Here is a 15,977-nt window from a genome sequence, read left to right as displayed (position 1 = left end):
TTCGGGCAGAGAATCACGTCCCTTTCAGGTTGCAATGGTAGTCACACCTGAGAAAATTTGTAATTGACACAACACGCAATTTACTTGTCACAAGCGCGCGAGGCAGGCGTGGTAGCACCGGATGGGAAATCTCGAGACTATCGTCAATTGCATATTTTCCATTTTGATCTCCCCCTTCCGAACAGCCTGTGCTAATGGAAGCGCGGAAACCAAAATACGGTTAAATTCAGGTGATTAAACCGATTTAAGGAGACGTTCATGGCACTCGAAGCCCAATTCGTTTCACTCAGCCAACATGCCGAGAAACTGAAAGACACCACGCTTCGGGATCTGTTCGCGAACGACCCCGCACGCTTCACCGCGTTTTCAGCGAAAACCGATGATCTTCTTCTGGATTATTCCAAGTCGATCATCGACGCCGATGCTTTGGCTCAGCTTGTCGACCTCGCAAAAGCAGCCGATGTTGAAGGTCGCCGCACAGCAATGTTCTCCGGTGAAAAAATCAACGGCACGGAAAATCGGGCTGTGCTGCACACGGCCTTGCGCAACAGGTCGGACGATCCAGTGATCGTGGACGGCAAAGACGTGATGCCGGATGTGCGTGCGGTGCTCGATGCCATGGCGAACTTTTCCGAAGCGGTTCGATCGGCAGAACTGACGTCCTCCACGGGCGCGCCCTTTACCGATGTCGTCAATATCGGCATTGGCGGCTCGGACCTTGGCCCTGTTATGACCACGCTGGCGCTTGCACCATATCACGACGGACCTGAACTTCACTATGTGTCCAATGTGGATGGAGCGCACATCGCCGACACGCTGGCAAAACTGGATCCAGCGACAACGCTGGTCATTGTCGCCTCCAAGACCTTCACCACCATTGAAACCATGACCAACGCGCAGGCCGCGCGCAAATGGATCTCCGACACACTCGGCGAAGATGCGGTCGGCAGCCACTTCGCAGCGGTTTCAACCGCGCTCGACAAGGTTGCCGCATTCGGCATCGATCAGTCCCGCGTCTTTGGATTCTGGGATTGGGTGGGCGGCCGCTACTCCGTCTGGTCAGCCATCGGCTTGCCCTTGATGATTGCCATTGGTCCCGACGCCTTTTCGGACTTTCTGGAAGGTGCCCATGCCATGGACAAGCATTTCCAGGAAGCCGAACTTGCAAACAACCTGCCTGTTCTGATGGCCCTGATCGGCGTCTGGAACCGGAATGTTCTCGGACACAGCGCACGGGCTGTCCTGCCTTATGACCAACGCCTGTCGAGGCTGCCGGCCTATCTGCAGCAGCTGGATATGGAATCCAACGGCAAGAGCGTCAAACTGGACGGTACACCCGTTACCCGGGAAACAGGTCCTCTTGTCTGGGGCGAGCCTGGAACGAACGGCCAGCATGCGTTCTACCAGCTGCTTCACCAGGGCACGACGGTGATCCCATGTGAGTTTCTGATCGCGGCCAACGGGCATGAAGACGATCTGAAGCACCATCACGACCTGCTTGTTGCCAATTGCCTTGCCCAGTCAGAGGCCTTGATGCTGGGCAGAACGCTGGAAGAGGCAAAGGCTCTGTTGAAGGCCTCCGGCCAGGCCGAAGACGAAGTCGAACGCCTGGCACCTCATAAGGTCTTTCCAGGAAACCGTCCGTCAATCACACTGGTTTATGACAGCCTGACCCCCTTTGCACTCGGCCGCCTGATTGCGCTTTATGAGCATCGGGTGTTTGTCGAAGGCGTAATCTGGGACATCAACTCCTTCGATCAGTGGGGCGTTGAGCTCGGCAAGGAACTCGCAACCGCGCTGTTGCCGATGGTCAAGGGCGACGCAAGTGCGGACAGCAAGGATGCCTCCACAAAAGGACTGTTGGCAGCGCTAAAGAGCTGAACGGCTTTCGGGCGGTCGAAAAGCAACACTTTAACGTTTATGGCAGCAAGCGCGCTGGAACGCGTGCCAACGCCATACTTTCGCCCAAACGGCGCTATCTGGTTCACATCGTTGAAGAACTCTGATCAGATATCCCGGTGGCTGCAATTCGCTTGGAAGAATGAACGATTGCCCCGAGCGGCAAAGCAGCTTACCTTCGGTCAGACTTTTAATGAATTGACACGCCGTCACGTGCGGCCGGAAAGGAGACGAATTCCATGAAGAAGCTTGTACTGCTCGCCGCAGTCGGCCTTGCGCTGGCCGGATGCCAGTCTGATAGCCAGCGCGACCGCGCTCTCGTCGGCGGCGGCCTTGGCGCGGCAACAGGTGCCGCCATCGGTGCTGCGGCCACTGGTGATGTCGGCGGCGCGCTTGTAGGTGCAGCCATCGGTGGTGCCGGCGGTGCGATTGTCGGATCTGCCACTACACCGAAAAACTGCGTTGCCTATGACCGTTACGGTAATCCGTACCGCGTGGCTTGCCCGTAAGACGGCCCACGCAGGCAACACTTCGGTGATGTGACCGGTAGGAAGGAAATGATGAAAAAACTGCTTCTCATCGCTGCATCGGCAGCCTTTCTGGCAGGTTGCCAGTCAGACAGCCAAAGGGACCGTGCGCTTGTTGGCGGTGGTCTTGGCGCGGCAACTGGCGCGATCATCGGCGCCGCAGCTGGTAACGGTGCAGGCCCTGCGCTTGCTGGCGCTGCAATCGGCGCAGCAGGCGGCGCGATTGTTGGCGCGGCGACGACACCTAAAAACTGTGTCGCTTATGACCGCTACGGCAATCCCTACCGAGTTGTTTGCCCATAACAGCCTATCCGGCCTTGGATAACCCGAGGCTGGTAAGAAACTGTTAACCATAAATCCTCACCCTTGGCGGACTGAATTTCGCCAGGGGGCAAAACCGGATGAAACCCATCCTAACTGCGGCAGCTTTCGCCGTTCTTTTGGCTGGTTGCGCCAACACCGAAAGCCAGCGGGACAGAATGCTGATCGGCGCCGGCCTCGGCGCGGCCACTGGCGCAACGATTGGTGCGGTTGCAGGATCAACTGTCAACGCGACGATCGCAGGTGCAGCCCTTGGCGCTGTAGGCGGCGGCATTGTCGGCGTCGTCACCACCCCACGAAACTGCATTGCCCATGATGAATATGGAACGCCTTACAAAGTGCGGTGTCCGTAGGACTTCAGCGATATCGCGGCTTACAGAATAGCGTATTTGCTTGATGTGGCGGTGTTTCAATCGAAGCCGGCAAAGACAACGCGCGGAAGTGTTTCGCGCACAATACCCTGCCGAACTGTCATTACGTTTCATTCGCAACAGGCAACCGAGCGGTTTGGCCTATTCTGAAAAGGTCTGCTTCTCGCCGTCCCTGGGCATTTGCTTTTCCCTGGGCCCTTGCATTTCATCTTCGGGCAAAACGACTTTCACCCCGGGAGCTTGTTTCTCAAGGTCCCGTTTGATGAGGCGGTACACAAACCGCCTTAGCAGGCTTCGCAACGCAACCTTAAAGCCCCAAAATTCCCCCATAGAGTGAAAATAACAACCGAGAATACAACTTTCAATAAGGGGGACTACGAGCGCAATCTGCGTCCAACTCGGGCCCGCTCTTTTGAACACCGCCATCAACCGGACTGTATATGTCCTTACAAATAGCTATTGTTTGCTGGCAGAGTGACTTTCAATGTCACTGCAGTCGGTCACGATGTTCGTGGTTCGGATGATGCGGAAGATTGCTCGCACGTTTCTTAAGTCAAACAGTCATTTCCAGCTGGGAGGCATAGATTGAACACACCAATTGATGATCTATACCAGCGGGTGGTTTTGAAGCTCAGAAAGCTCGGAGAAGCTTCACCATATGGAGCGGACGCGAACGAACCGGATCCACGCTATCTCGGGTATGGGGTCAGAGCACCTGAAATGAAACGCGTGCTCTCAGCGCTGAAAACCGACTTTTCCATTCTCGACGATGACCAGAAGATTTGTCTGGCTAAGCGGCTCATTTTTTCCGGATATGGTGAGCAGAAGACTGTTGCACTGGCACTGTTGGAACGTATTCCCGCCTATTTCTCTCCGGACCGGTTCGACCTATTGGAGGATTTGATCAGAGGTCTTCACGGCTGGAGCAAAATAGACGCGTATACCGGTGCGCTCTTGAGCGAAGTGCTGAAGGTTCATAAAACTGAGCTGCTTGAACTGCTTGTTTCGTGGAACGGCGATGATGACCTTTGGCTCCGGAGAGCAAGCGTCGTCACTTTCACCCGCAAAGTGGCAAAGTCTGGATTGTACAAGGATGTTGCACTCGCGAACTGTAACGCGTTGATAAACGATCCAGAACACCTCGTGCAGACTGGGGTGGGATGGTGTTTGAGAGATCTTATGCGGTGGCACAAGGAAGAAGTGCTAAACTATGTCATCGGCCTGCGAAGGAACGGTATCAGCAGTACAATTACACTTTACGCACTGCGCGACATCAAAGGTGCAGAACGCCAGGCCGTCTTTGATCAATCCGCCTGACGGTCACCTTTGGAAATAGGATCAGACATTCTGAAGTCACCGAGACCTCAAGGGCAGCGAGACTTTTCGAAGCTTTCGACGAACTGCGATTTGCAGCATGAGAAAGCAGTCAGCCAGCTCACAGTCTTTACCACCATTGGCAGAGCCGGGTACCAGACCCCCTGCTCCACTTTCTTGATATCTTTCAAGGTTTCCAGAGCAACGGTGCGCTTGTGAGTCACCGCAAATGCTTGTCGCCCCTCAGTTCGCCGTTCATCGCTTTCCGGTACATTTCCCAGGCAGCGCCCTTGCGTTTGTCAGGCATCAGTCCGTGCAACACGCCATCGATTAGCTCACCAGCGTCAGTCAAATATTTGCTGTAGATGCTGAAGGGTGGACCCATCTTGTCGAATGCCTCTCCCCCTGCTGCCAACACTCTTCCAAATGCATCGGCTGCTGCATCAGGATCATTCTCAATCAACTGAGGAGTGATTTTCTTATAGTTCTCGTGAAATGCCTTGATCGCATTGAAGGCCTTGAATGCTTCATTGATTTTATTGGGCTGCTTCAGCGCCTTGCTTGCCTTGTCGAGCCTGTCTGCTGCTGCGTTCAGCTTGCTCTCTGCGTAAATGTCGCTCGTAGCCCGCGCGAGTGTTCGAAGGTCCTTTGCTGCATTTTCAAACTCGCCTCCGAGTGCATTTGCGTTTGAAATTACACTGCAGATTTCCTTGTTCCAATACTCATCCCAAAAGCCATAACAGGGATCATCAGCCATAAATGCTCTCCAAAAAAAATTTAGTATCCACAAAACGTAGGTCAGCACCGGGCAAATAAAAACCTATGGAAAAACATAGTATTATGCGTTCAACAGGAGCATTGAACGTGATGGAGATGAACAAGGAAAAACCGGTGAAGGAGTTGATGGCGCAATTACCGCTCACGATCATCCGGATTCTGACCGCTCAGGATGCACAGCACAGACAAACCATGGCAGGTGAACTCGTTAGGAAAGGCAAGCGGCAAATCCCTTGGACGACGGCAGCTGAAATTCTCAGTATGACCGGGCAGTGACCATATTACTTAGAGAACTTGATCATTCACAGCGACTTTTTCGTACCCAGGCTCCAAAGGTCGCGTTCACCCGAAGTCCCTAATCGGGTTAAACGGCGCATCCACTTTGGCCAGACGGAAAAAGAGACCACTTTGCTCGGTTTTCAACTTATTGAGGTGGATCTTAAACTCAGGGTTCTTGTGAAACAGTTCAGGGCTGGCCATTTTTTGAAATTCGAATGAAGAACCATGATCCTTTCGCAGGAATCTGACGACCCTTCCGTTGCCGAGCGGCTCTTGATTGAGCTCAGACCTGAAGATGTTGACAACGGTGATGGCAAGAAATTCGCCCCGGTTCTTGAACCAGAACTTCCGATCAGCCGCCTTTGCAGAGCCAGTTTCTGCTCCAGGAGGGTGGGTTGCTGGATGCAATCCCGCAACCTCCTGATCGGACGTGTATTTTCCGTTTGAATCACGCATTGCATGAAAAATCTCATGCAAGAGTGTCATTCCCGCCTTGAAACCCGGTCCCAAATAGGATGGTGAGCCCGGGACATATTTTCCCGGCGTGAAGAACAAACGCGGAGGCTGGCCTGCGCCTGCCGGCTTAAAGCGGGCATCTGCCTTTGCCAGGTCCCCTTCGGGAATAACTCGGATTTTCCTCGGCATTGGACCAAAGGCGTGGAATACAACGCGCGGCACGGTTCCGGTTTTGAACAAGCTCTCCATTTGCTCCCGCACGGCTTGCACATAGCTGGATGGCCGCCAAATATGTCCTTCCTTCAAATTGGCGGGCTGTGACGATCCCATAATCTTGAACGTATCGTCCAACTCAGAGGCTGTTGGAAAAGGTAGAGAAGCAAGGTCGATGTCAACCCGTCCGATTGTGGTCGGACCAATCAATCCGTCATCCACAATGAGCTGATGGTTTTGAAACAGCTTGACCGTCGATTCAGTGCCGCCACCGAAAACACCGTCGAAGACGCCCGGAACGCTTTCTGAGTGGGTCATGTCATAGCCCAACCGATCCAACGCTTTTTGTGCGGCCGCAATCTCTGGTCCTCTGCGGCCGCGCTTCAGATAATTGCTGTTCGTCAACTGTCTTAAAGCGGCGACGGCGTTTAGTTCCGGTGATCTTAAGTTCAGCATGGCAAACCACTCACTCGCATTTTGTGCCGGCGGCACGTTCGCTCAAGGGATATCTGGTTTCCAAAAACAGTCTCCTCCGAGACGGCATACATGAAAGTGATCCGCGTCACATTCAGAAAGATTTGATCGGAGACATGGATGTCGGAAGGTATAGAGTGACAAGCAACACATCGGCACGCCCCATGGCAGCGCAAGGGACCCAGACTTCATGAAGATCGAGATACCGGAGGAACCGACCCACATGGTGACAGCAATTGTCGCCTATGCCGGTATTGCCAAGCGGCTGCATGTGGAACTTGAAAAACATGCAGAGACTGCCGGGATCGACCTGGAAGCCATCAAGTCCGATCTGCTCAATCAGGCCAAGAAGACCGTGCCACACGGGGATTTTGCCAAGGACGAGGTCGGCCTCTACCACACCATGTTTGAAGCCATCGATACTATTTTCAAGCCGACAAAATAGTCACTCAAGGATTTGGGCGATCGGTTATGCCCTTTCAGACCCCAGCCGCATTGTCTGCTTGCCCATCCGCTCCTTGGCAATGACTGGACCAACAAAAAAAGCCGGCATGAAAAGCCGGCTTTCTAAGGTTTGCCTGTGTTGGATCAGGCAGCCTGGCTGGCACCACCCTGTTCCAACGCGACTTTCGGATCGACATAGTCATATCCAAGTGCTGTCGCGACAGCTTCACAGGTAACCTGACCGCCGATGACGTTCAGACCCGGCAGGAAGTGAGGATCGTCGAGCAGGGCCTGCTTCGCACCCTTGTCAGCAAGTGCAAGCGCGAAAGGAAGCGTTGCGTTGTTCAGGGCATAGGTCGAGGTCTTCGGCACTGCGCCCGGCATGTTAGCAACACAGTAATGAACAACATCGTCTATGATGTAGGTCGGATCTGAATGGGTTGTTGCGCGCGATGTTTCAAAGCAGCCACCCTGGTCGATGGCAACGTCTACCAGCACCGAACCCGGCTTCATGCGGCTGACAAGATCCTTCGACACAAGCTTCGGAGCTGCCGCTCCGGCAACCAGAACCGCACCAACAACAAGATCAGCTTCCAGCACCTGGCTCTCAAGCGCCGCCCTGCTGGAATAAACTGTCTTGAGTGCCGGGCCGAATGAGAGAGCAAGTTCACCAAGAACCGCCGTATTGCGATCAAGCACGGTCACATCGGCACCAAGTCCAATGGCCATGGTAATGGCATGAGCGCCCACAACACCGCCGCCGATCACGACGACCTTCGCAGGCTCAACACCGGGAACTCCACCGATCAGCGTACCGGAGCCGCCATGTGCTTTTTCAAGCGCCTTGGCACCGGCGATCACCGAAAGGCGACCAGCAACCTGAGACATCGGAACCAGAAGCGGCAGACGACCACGAGCATCGGTTACGGTCTCATAGGCAATGCAGGTTGCGCCGGACTTCACCAGATCTGCTGTCTGTTCGGCATCCGGAGCCAGGTGCAGATATGTGAAGAGAATATGATCCGGCCGCAGCATTGCACGCTCGCCTGCCTGCGGTTCCTTCACTTTCACAATCATCTGAGCTGCATCGAAAACCTCTTTCGCCGTCGACAATATCTTTGCACCAGCAGCTTCATAGTCGGCGTCGCTCGCGCCGATCCCGACACCAGCCTTCGTTTCGACAACGACCTCATGACCATGTGCAGTCATTTCAAGAACGCTGTCGGGTGTCAGACCGACCCGGTATTCGTGATTTTTGATTTCCTTTGGCACACCAATACGCATTTCCATCTCCTCTGAAAGCGTTCTTTGATTGCCTTCAATTCTACGCGCCTTCTTGTCGAATGTGCTTGCGTTCACTGTTCTTAAAATGACATGCGACACAATATTTGTGCGCAAATTATCCCAATCTTCAAATTTCCTGCTAAGTTGATATTACATGACAGCAATATATGCGGTGCAACATAATGCAACTCGACCGTCTCGACCGGAAAATCCTGAATGTGCTTCAAAGCGAAGGGCGCATCGCCAATGCAGACCTTGCCGACAAGGTCGGGCTTTCTCCTTCAGCATGCCTGCGCCGGATGCGGACCCTGGAAGACGTCGGGATCATCGAAAGATACGTCGCCCTCCTCAATCAGAAGAAACTCGGCAGACACATGGATGTTTTTGTCGAAATTTCGCTTGTCGGACAGTCCAAGGAGACCCTTGAGAACTTCGAGCGCGCGGTCGCTCGTTCCGAAGAAATCATGGAGTGCTTCCTAATGGCCGGAGATGCGGACTATATCCTGCGCCTGACGGCACATGACCCAATGGATTTTGAGAGGATACATCGGGATCATCTGGCCCAATTACCGGGGGTTCTGCGCATGAAATCATCATTCGCGATCCGTCCGATCGTCCGGCGCACAGCGATACCACTCAACGGCGAATAGGCCTTGAAACAAGCATTTATCTTTCTGTTTTGCAGGATGATACGCAGCATTTTTCATTGGTATTGGCGGTCAACATCGTGCTCGTAATGACCGTTTCCTCCCTCGCAACAGCCTCTGACAGCCGCCCCTTTGAAGTCTCGACGCCGCGAGCCCTGCCCGCTATAGTCCGCCTCCATTCAAAGACTTGGTTTTTCAAGGAACCCGCGCCGGTGTCTCACACGATCACCCGTTTTATCGACACGACCTACCAGCTTGCCGAATGCCCTACCTGGGATGACAGAAAAAACCGCCTTCTCTGGGCCGATATCCAGGGCCGAACGATCCAGTCCATGGATTGGGAAAGCCGTGACATCACCACCTGGCATTTCGACAATGAGGTCGGGTCCTTTGGCCTGACCGAGGACGAACGGCTGATCGTCGCTGTCTGGGACAAGGTGCTGCTGTTCGATCCGGAGAGCGGCGACAGCGAAGTGCTGGTAGAGATCCAACCCGATCAGCCGCGCACACGTTTGAATGATGGAAAAGTCGGCCCGGACGGAGCGTTTTGGGTCGGAACCATGGACACCAACTCGCCGCGTGATCCGATTGCTGGTCTTTACCGGGTGGATGCCTCCGGAGAAGCCGCGGAAATTCGTGACGAACTGTTATGTTCCAATGGCCTCGCCTGGACACCTGACGGCACGTATATGTTCCATTCCGACACCTCTCCTGGCTGGATTGAATATTATTCTTTCGATCCTGTGGCAGGCACGCTCGGATCAAAGATGCTCTTTGCGCAGCAGACAAATGAAACCGGACGCCCGGACGGGGCCACTGTCGACGCTGACGGCAACTATTGGAGCGCAGGTGTTTCGGCAGGTGTTCTGAATTGCTTTGCACCTGACGGCAATCTCTTGCAGGCGATCAAGATGCCTGTCGAGAAGCCGACCATGCCCTGCTTCTGTGGCCCGGATCTGGATCATCTGGTCGTGACCAGCATCAAGCAACCGTCAGACCCGACCGCGATTGAGCCTGACACACTCTCCGGTGGCCTGTTTCTCGTCGAGGGTCATGGCAAATCGGGTCGGATAACCTATCGCTTTAAAACCTCAGGCCGCTGACCGGTGAGGTGTCGGTTCCACCGAACCTTCATCGAGAAAGGGCAATGTCGGTCCGAGTGGAACAAGACCTGCGGGATTAAGGGCTTCGATTGAGTAGTAGCCCGCCTTGATGTGATCAATTCGCGTGTTGTCTCCAAATGCCGGCTGATTGTAGAGCCGCTCAAGATAAGCGCTTAAAGCGGGATACTCGCGAATGGCCTTCAAGTTGCATTTGAAGAGATCGACATAAGCTGCGTCAAAGCGAACCAGTGTCACAAAAAGCCGGATATCACTTTCAACGATATCCTCTCCAGTCAGATACGCACGCCCGTCGGACAGTTGCGTCTCGAGCATGTCGAGCGTTGCGAAAATGGTTTTGACCGCTTCTTCATAAGCAACCTGGCTTCTCGCAAAGCCTGCCCGATAGACCCCATTGTTGAGTGTGTCATAGAGAAGCTCGTTGAGTGCCTGAATCTCTGACTTCTTTCCGGCAGGTGTCAGAGTTGGTTTTTCTCCGGTCAGATTTTCAAAACCGGTGTCGAATATCCGGATGATGTCGGCCGACTCGTTGTTGACAATCGTCTGTCTTGCCCTGTCCCAAAGCACGGGAACTGAAGCCCGTCCACTATATCCTGGGTCGGACATTGAATAGAGCTCGTGCATGTATTTTGCCCCGATCTCCGTGTCCGCACCCGTCGATCCTGGAAAGTCGCCAAAGCTCCAGCCTTGTCGGGTCATCACAGGTTCCAGAACAGACACTGAGATGATGTCTTCAAGTTTTTTGAGCTTGCGGGCAATGAGGGTGCGTCCTGCCCAGGGGCAAATGTAATTGACAAAGAGATGATAACGGCCGGCAACCGCCTTGTGCGCAATCTGCCCATCCGGTCCGGCAGCCCCATCCGGCGTAATCCACGACCTGAAACTGGACGTTTGACGAACGAACCGTCCCTTGTCATCGTTTTTTTGATAAGGGTGCCAGTCGGCACTCCATTTCCCATCAACAAGCATCATTTCGCCTTTCTATAAGCATTGAAGGGAGCCTGTGATCAGGCCACCGGCACCTGTTGCAGTGTTACTCTTCCGCCCTCAAGGGAGAGCGCATACGCCCCACTTCCAAGCAGAGACTGAACGATCAGCGCCAGCGCCCAGAATGCAGGGAACTCCCAGCCGCCGTTCTCATTGGAAAACAGCCAACCATTTTGCGCATGAACAAAGACTATTGCTCCAATGAGGATCGGCAAAAGCGCAAGGCTCACATAGCGGGCAAACAATCCGCTAATCAGGAGCAGCGCACCGATCACCTCAGCCAGAATTGTCACGTAGGCCAGGGCCGCTGGAAGCCCCAGTGACTGAAAGAACCCGACCGCACCGGCGGGCGTAAAGACGAAAAACTTGAGCCCGGCATGGGCTAGGAAAAGAAGTCCCAATGAAACACGCAACATAAGCGCGGCATAAGGAGCGGTCCTGGTATCAATCATCGTGAATTCCCTGAAGTCTGATTTAGGTTGCTTCAGAGACTTAATTGAAGAAGAATATGCGATAAATATGCAAAAAAGAAACTTATAGTATCAAAAAAGTATACAATATGAATCTTATCGACTGCATGCGGGCCTTCTCGGCTGTTGTTGAAACTGGGTCCTTCACCAAGGCGGGCGACAGACTGAACTTGTCGAAAACTCTGACGAGCAAAAAGGTACAGGCGCTTGAGGCACATCTGGGAACCCGTCTTTTGAACCGGACGACCAGAAGCCTCAGTCTTACTGAAGCCGGTCACCTCTTCCATGGGCGGTGCGGGCAGATCCTGGAAGATGTTGAGGAACTGGAGGCCTTGATCCAGAACCAGGCAGCCAGTCCACGTGGCCGTTTATCGGTGACAGCACCGACAACATTTGGCGAAATGTTCATAGCTCCGCTGATGCCGGCATTTACCGAAAAGTTTCCGGAGATTTCCGTCGATCTCAATCTCACCGACCGGCATATCGACCTTGTCGACGAAGGCTTTGACGTGGCAGTCAGAATTTCTGACTTGGCAGATTCTGCGCTAATCGCAAGGAAACTTGCTCCTGCCCCGATCCACATTTGCGCTTCAATTGGCTACTTTAGAAAGTACGGAAAACCTGCGCATCCAACTGATCTTGAACATCATCGATGCGTGATCGACACAAACTTTCAAAACGCCAGTTCCTGGCCGTTCAAGTTAGATCGCGAAATTCGATCCGTTCAGGTCAACGGCCCGCTAGCGGTCAACAGCGCCCGAGCGGTTAAAGATATCGTCCTTGCCGGAAGTGGGATCGCGCTCATTCCGGGTTATATGATTGCCAGAGAACGCCGAGAGGGTCAGCTGGAAACCGCACTGTCCGACTTCAACGCATTCAACATCAACGTCTATGCGCTTTATAACTCCAAACGCAACCTGGCTCCGAAAGTCCGGGCCTTCGTTGATTTTCTGGCCGACAAACTCTCCGAAACCGCCACCGACTGGTGATTGGCAAAGGATCGAATTGAGCCCGTCAGCGCTGTTCCTTACCGCAGGATTTCAGCGCTGCAATGACTTGTTCGGCAGTAACGCCCGGCACTTGGATCTTGGTCTCGCCGAATAGGTGCACAACGGCGTTTTCACCGTTGGCATTTGTTTCGTTGAAGATCCGCACAGATTGATTTTCCGGTATGAGAACAGCCATGGAGCCGCCTTCCACGCTCAAAAGAATGGACGAGGCTATCAAGGTACAAATCATCGGCCTTCTCCGGACAGATAAGAGATCATTGCAAGACGCCTCAATAACGGCAACCGCGAACCCTTACCGGCTTCCAGACAGTTCTGGCGGGTTGAACCTGCACCTGACGACTGACTGTCCTGTAGACTGCCGGCTTTTGGACCACATGGCTCCTGGCCGGTTGGATCAAGACCTTTTCCTTGACCGAGCTGTAGACGGCTGGATGGCGCACGGCGACTTTTGATGCCGGCTGGACCAGAACCTTCTGACTGACGGTTTTGAAAACGGCCGGATGCTTGACCTTGCACAAGACGTTACGGCCTTTGATCATCCGGTATTCCCAGCCAATGCTAGCTGGCTGCACCTGCACCTGGCGGTGCTGCGTCTGATAGACGGCCGGGCTTTTGCGGTAGGTCACACGCTCAGGCTGCACCAGAACCCGCCGGCTCTGATAGCCGTAGACCGCGGGCTTTTTCACCACGTAGCTGGACGCGGCCTGAACCAGAACCTTCTCATGGACAGTCTTGTAGACAGCTGGCACGGTTGCCTGCTCATAGCAGGAAAGCGCCTGGCCGCCAGCAAATGCAGCTGACCCCATCAATGGACCAATCACCAGCGCGGCAACCGCGCTCCAGAACCTGCGACGCATAATACTTCCCCCAGTCTGGTGCAGAAACGGCTCTGCCCTTTGACTTTAGGGAAGTTGATCAATGGGTTAAAGCGAAAAAGTTAACAATCGTTAACGCGTTTCGTGCCAATTCGGGACTGACCCCCGTCAGACCTTCGTCTGCGCGGTCTGGGCCTCGTCGCTCCGGACACCTTTTTCGTAGTCCGTGTCTTCATTGATTATGTGTTTGGCTTCTTCCGGCACCCACTCGCCCCAGCGCGGTTGCAACTGGTGGTCCACCGAAACCCTGTCATCGAAAACGAAGCATTCACCTTTCCAGAGACTGTTTTCTTCCGGAACGCTTTCAAGGTAGTTCAGGATACCGCCTTCAAGATGATAGACTTGGTCAAATCCGTTTTTCAGCATCCAAGCAGTTGCTTTTTCACAGCGGATACCGCCAGTGCAGAACATCGCCACCTTGGGCTTCTTCTGCAAGGCTTCCTGGTCTCCCACCCAAGCCGGGAACTCTCGAAATGATTGCGTTTCCGGGTTCAGCGCCTTTTCAAAAGTGCCAAAGGCGAATTCATAGTCGTTGCGCGTGTCGATCACGACAACATCCGGATCGGAGATCAGGTCGTTCCAGTCTTGGGGTTTCACATATTCCCCGACGATCTCATTCGGATCGATACCGTCAACAGCCAGACGCACGATCTCCTGTTTCAAGCGCACTTTCATGCGCTTGAACACGTGACGGTCAGTCCAGGATTCTTTGTGATGCAGATCTTTCAAACGCGGATCCGCGCGCAAGTGAGAGAGAACCGCACGCACGCCTTTTTCCGGACCGCAGATTGTGCCGTTGATGCCTTCAGATGCCAGCAAAAGGCTGCCGCGCACATCCTGCGCCACACAAAAGGCTTTCAGGGGATCACGCAGCGCTTCGAAATCTTCGAGCGGTGTAAACGAATAGAGTGCAGCAACGAGGAAATCGTTCATCGGGCTTTTTCTTTTTGTTGAATGTGCCTGGTACAGCGCAAGAAAATCTGGCGGCTGCTACGCATTTCGCACTCTCTATACAGGCTCGACAGCCAGTCTGCAAAGTCCGCAGTATCGCGGATCTCCAGGCCGCCTGCATTCGCCCGCTCCAATCATATCCAATCCGCGACATACCAGGTTCGACGGAACGGCAACCGGTTTCGGGGCCGGTGTCCTTAACCATGCTGAAACGTATGATTGTACTCAGGTCTGAACTCCATTAATCAGACCATTCTGGTATCCAGATCACACACCAGAAAATCATTCCGTGCTAATGCCCATTCTCGCTAAGGCATATTATTCAGCATTCAGGTTTCTCTATTCAAATAGGCCAATGACATGGACACGACCCCCCAACCAACGCCTGTCACCCATCCGTTTCAATTCAACGGCCGGGCGGGCGAGTATTTCGGCATCTGGATCGTCAATCTGCTGCTCACGATTGTCACTCTCGGCATTTACAGCGCCTGGGCCAAAGTTCGGCATCAGCGCTACTTTTACGGAAACACGGTTCTTGATGGCCACAATTTCGAGTATCACGCCCGACCGATCAACATTCTGATCGGCCGCATCATCGTCATCATCGCGCTGGTAATCTATCAGGCGCTAGCGTTCATATCCCCTGCCCTGGCCGGTATTCTTATCCTGATCTATCTCGGCTTCGTTCCCTGGTTGTTCAACCGGTCCATCAGGTTCAATGCACGCGTTACCAGCTACCGGAACCTGCGCTTCAATTTTGAACCTTCTTACTGGAAAGCCTTTCTTGTTTTCCTCGTCATGCCGATGGTGGCAGTGTTTACAGCCGGCGTTCTGGCGCCTGTGGCCTCACGCATGCACAACGCCTATATCGGCAATCGACTGCGTTATGGAAACTCCTCGTTCAAGACAGATCCAAACCTCGGCGACCTTTATGCCAACTGGGGTATGACCATCCTTGTCATGTTCCTTGGTTTCATTGTCATCGGGATCATTTCCGTTGCGGTTGCGCTGCTCTCGGGCATCGATTTTTCCGGCATCGGAACGGCCTTTGAAAGTGATGACGCTGTTCCCACCGGTTTTGCCTTCAGCTTCCTTTTGTTCGGCGTGTTGATCTATACAGCACCGGTTCTCGCCTTCATTTTTTATGCTGCCGGCGTCCGCAACATCGCCTTCAACAGCACGACACTGAACGAAAACCGGCACCGGCTGCACTCAAGCCTCAGCCGTCGACGTTACCTCTGGATCCTGCTGTCCAATCTCGTTGTCATCCTGTTTACACTGGGTCTGATGCGTCCCTGGGCTGCAGTGCGTACCTGGCGCTATTTTGCCGACCAGACGCAGTTGAAATCGCTGGAGCCACTGGACACATTTGTCGGTGACAACATTCAGGAAGGTTCTGCGGCAGCTGCCGAGTTCACCGCCATGGAAGGCATTGAGTTCGGCCTTTAGAGCAAAGGGAGCAATTGCCGCACTGGTACTGAACCCGAAATCTGCTTTCATGCGAATGCGCATGAAAGCAGATTGTTCTAAAGGGTCTGGCCCATATAAACGAGCATT

General features: G+C 53.7%; 19 protein-coding genes. 11 read left to right on the top strand and 8 right to left on the bottom strand.

The genetic code is table 11. The features are described from left to right. Positions 1 to 258: 258 nt before the first annotated feature. From pgi to FIV00_RS11680, 5 genes are all read left to right on the top strand, one after another. Positions 259 to 1,881: a glucose-6-phosphate isomerase gene (gene pgi / locus FIV00_RS11700; protein WP_152500914.1), complete on the top strand. Its 1,623-nt coding sequence runs from the start codon at positions 259 to 261 to the stop codon at positions 1,879 to 1,881. 257 nt (positions 1,882 to 2,138) lie between these two features. Continuing rightward, on the top strand, positions 2,139 to 2,408 hold the full coding sequence (locus FIV00_RS11695) for a glycine zipper domain-containing protein (protein ID WP_152500913.1): 270 nt from the start codon (positions 2,139 to 2,141) through the stop codon (positions 2,406 to 2,408). 51 nt (positions 2,409 to 2,459) lie between these two features. Beyond that, complete coding sequence (locus tag FIV00_RS11690) at positions 2,460 to 2,729, top strand: bacteriocin (protein WP_152504225.1); 270 nt, start codon at positions 2,460 to 2,462, stop codon at positions 2,727 to 2,729. A 98-nt stretch (positions 2,730 to 2,827) separates the two neighbouring features. Beyond that, a complete protein-coding gene (locus FIV00_RS11685; protein WP_152500912.1) occupies positions 2,828 to 3,100 on the top strand; it encodes a hypothetical protein in 273 nt (90 codons plus the stop codon). 603 nt (positions 3,101 to 3,703) lie between these two features. Then, entirely contained in the window at positions 3,704 to 4,435 is a 732-nt protein-coding gene (locus FIV00_RS11680) for a DNA alkylation repair protein (RefSeq protein ID WP_152500911.1), read from the top strand. 217 nt (positions 4,436 to 4,652) lie between these two features. Here FIV00_RS11680 and FIV00_RS11675 read toward each other — a convergent pair whose 3' ends face one another. Then, the gene (locus FIV00_RS11675; protein ID WP_152500910.1) at positions 4,653 to 5,189 is read right to left on the bottom strand and encodes a hypothetical protein; all 537 of its coding nucleotides are present in this window, start codon (positions 5,187 to 5,189) and stop codon (positions 4,653 to 4,655) included. Between the two features lie 83 nt (positions 5,190 to 5,272). Between FIV00_RS11675 and FIV00_RS11670 the strand changes: the two genes are divergently transcribed. Continuing rightward, positions 5,273 to 5,485: a hypothetical protein gene (locus FIV00_RS11670; RefSeq protein WP_152500909.1), complete on the top strand. Its 213-nt coding sequence runs from the start codon at positions 5,273 to 5,275 to the stop codon at positions 5,483 to 5,485. A gap of 66 nt (positions 5,486 to 5,551) precedes the next feature. Here the strand turns inward: FIV00_RS11670 and FIV00_RS11665 are convergent, their stop codons facing one another. Continuing rightward, entirely contained in the window at positions 5,552 to 6,475 is a 924-nt protein-coding gene (locus FIV00_RS11665) for a hypothetical protein (RefSeq protein WP_247649379.1), read from the bottom strand. 346 nt (positions 6,476 to 6,821) lie between these two features. Between FIV00_RS11665 and FIV00_RS11660 the strand changes: the two genes are divergently transcribed. Beyond that, a complete protein-coding gene (locus FIV00_RS11660) occupies positions 6,822 to 7,076 on the top strand; it encodes a hypothetical protein (RefSeq protein ID WP_152500907.1) in 255 nt (84 codons plus the stop codon). Positions 7,077 to 7,219: 143 nt separating this feature from the next. On the opposite strand, the gene ald is transcribed toward FIV00_RS11660, so the two are convergent. After that, positions 7,220 to 8,359, bottom strand: a complete 1,140-nt coding sequence (gene ald / locus FIV00_RS11655) for an alanine dehydrogenase (protein WP_152500906.1) — start codon at positions 8,357 to 8,359, stop codon at positions 7,220 to 7,222. A gap of 182 nt (positions 8,360 to 8,541) precedes the next feature. Here ald and FIV00_RS11650 point away from each other — a divergent pair, with 182 nt between their 5' ends. Both FIV00_RS11650 and FIV00_RS11645 read left to right on the top strand, forming a co-directional pair. Then, on the top strand, positions 8,542 to 9,009 hold the full coding sequence (locus FIV00_RS11650) for an Lrp/AsnC family transcriptional regulator (RefSeq protein WP_152500905.1): 468 nt from the start codon (positions 8,542 to 8,544) through the stop codon (positions 9,007 to 9,009). A 209-nt stretch (positions 9,010 to 9,218) separates the two neighbouring features. Further along, a complete protein-coding gene (locus FIV00_RS11645) occupies positions 9,219 to 10,109 on the top strand; it encodes an SMP-30/gluconolactonase/LRE family protein (RefSeq protein WP_173006237.1) in 891 nt (296 codons plus the stop codon). Here FIV00_RS11645 and FIV00_RS11640 read toward each other — a convergent pair. Together FIV00_RS11640 and FIV00_RS11635 are read right to left on the bottom strand one after the other, a co-directional pair. After that, positions 10,098 to 11,096 (bottom strand): glutathione S-transferase family protein, encoded by a 999-nt coding sequence (locus FIV00_RS11640; protein ID WP_152504224.1) that lies wholly within the window; start codon positions 11,094 to 11,096, stop codon positions 10,098 to 10,100. The two genes, FIV00_RS11645 and FIV00_RS11640, sit on opposite strands and share 12 nt — an antisense overlap. A gap of 38 nt (positions 11,097 to 11,134) precedes the next feature. Beyond that, positions 11,135 to 11,566 carry a DoxX family protein gene (locus FIV00_RS11635; protein ID WP_152500903.1) on the bottom strand — a complete coding sequence of 144 codons (432 nt, stop codon included), beginning with the start codon at positions 11,564 to 11,566 and terminating at the stop codon, positions 11,135 to 11,137. Positions 11,567 to 11,673: 107 nt separating this feature from the next. On the opposite strand from FIV00_RS11635, the gene FIV00_RS11630 reads away from it, so the two are divergent. After that, positions 11,674 to 12,573 (top strand): LysR family transcriptional regulator, encoded by a 900-nt coding sequence (locus FIV00_RS11630; protein WP_152500902.1) that lies wholly within the window; start codon positions 11,674 to 11,676, stop codon positions 12,571 to 12,573. A 25-nt stretch (positions 12,574 to 12,598) separates the two neighbouring features. On the opposite strand, the gene FIV00_RS11625 is transcribed toward FIV00_RS11630, so the two are convergent. From FIV00_RS11625 to FIV00_RS11615, 3 genes are all read right to left on the bottom strand, one after another. Next, positions 12,599 to 12,823, bottom strand: coding sequence for a hypothetical protein (locus tag FIV00_RS11625; protein WP_152500901.1), 225 nt, complete (start codon positions 12,821 to 12,823; stop codon positions 12,599 to 12,601). Positions 12,824 to 12,863: 40 nt separating this feature from the next. Then, complete coding sequence (locus tag FIV00_RS11620; RefSeq protein ID WP_152500900.1) at positions 12,864 to 13,451, bottom strand: hypothetical protein; 588 nt, start codon at positions 13,449 to 13,451, stop codon at positions 12,864 to 12,866. Between the two features lie 126 nt (positions 13,452 to 13,577). Next, a complete protein-coding gene (locus FIV00_RS11615) occupies positions 13,578 to 14,402 on the bottom strand; it encodes a rhodanese-related sulfurtransferase (RefSeq protein WP_152500899.1) in 825 nt (274 codons plus the stop codon). Between the two features lie 378 nt (positions 14,403 to 14,780). Between FIV00_RS11615 and FIV00_RS11610 the strand changes: the two genes are divergently transcribed. Then, positions 14,781 to 15,869 carry a YjgN family protein gene (locus FIV00_RS11610; RefSeq protein WP_152500898.1) on the top strand — a complete coding sequence of 363 codons (1,089 nt, stop codon included), beginning with the start codon at positions 14,781 to 14,783 and terminating at the stop codon, positions 15,867 to 15,869. Positions 15,870 to 15,977: the final 108 nt, after the last annotated feature.

It is taken from the genome of Labrenzia sp. THAF82, from assembly GCF_009363435.1.
GTDB classification, from domain to species: Bacteria; Pseudomonadota; Alphaproteobacteria; order Rhizobiales; family Stappiaceae; genus Roseibium; species Roseibium porphyridii.
Note: the sequence above shows the minus strand (reverse complement) of the source record. Positions and strands in the feature narration are given on the sequence as shown.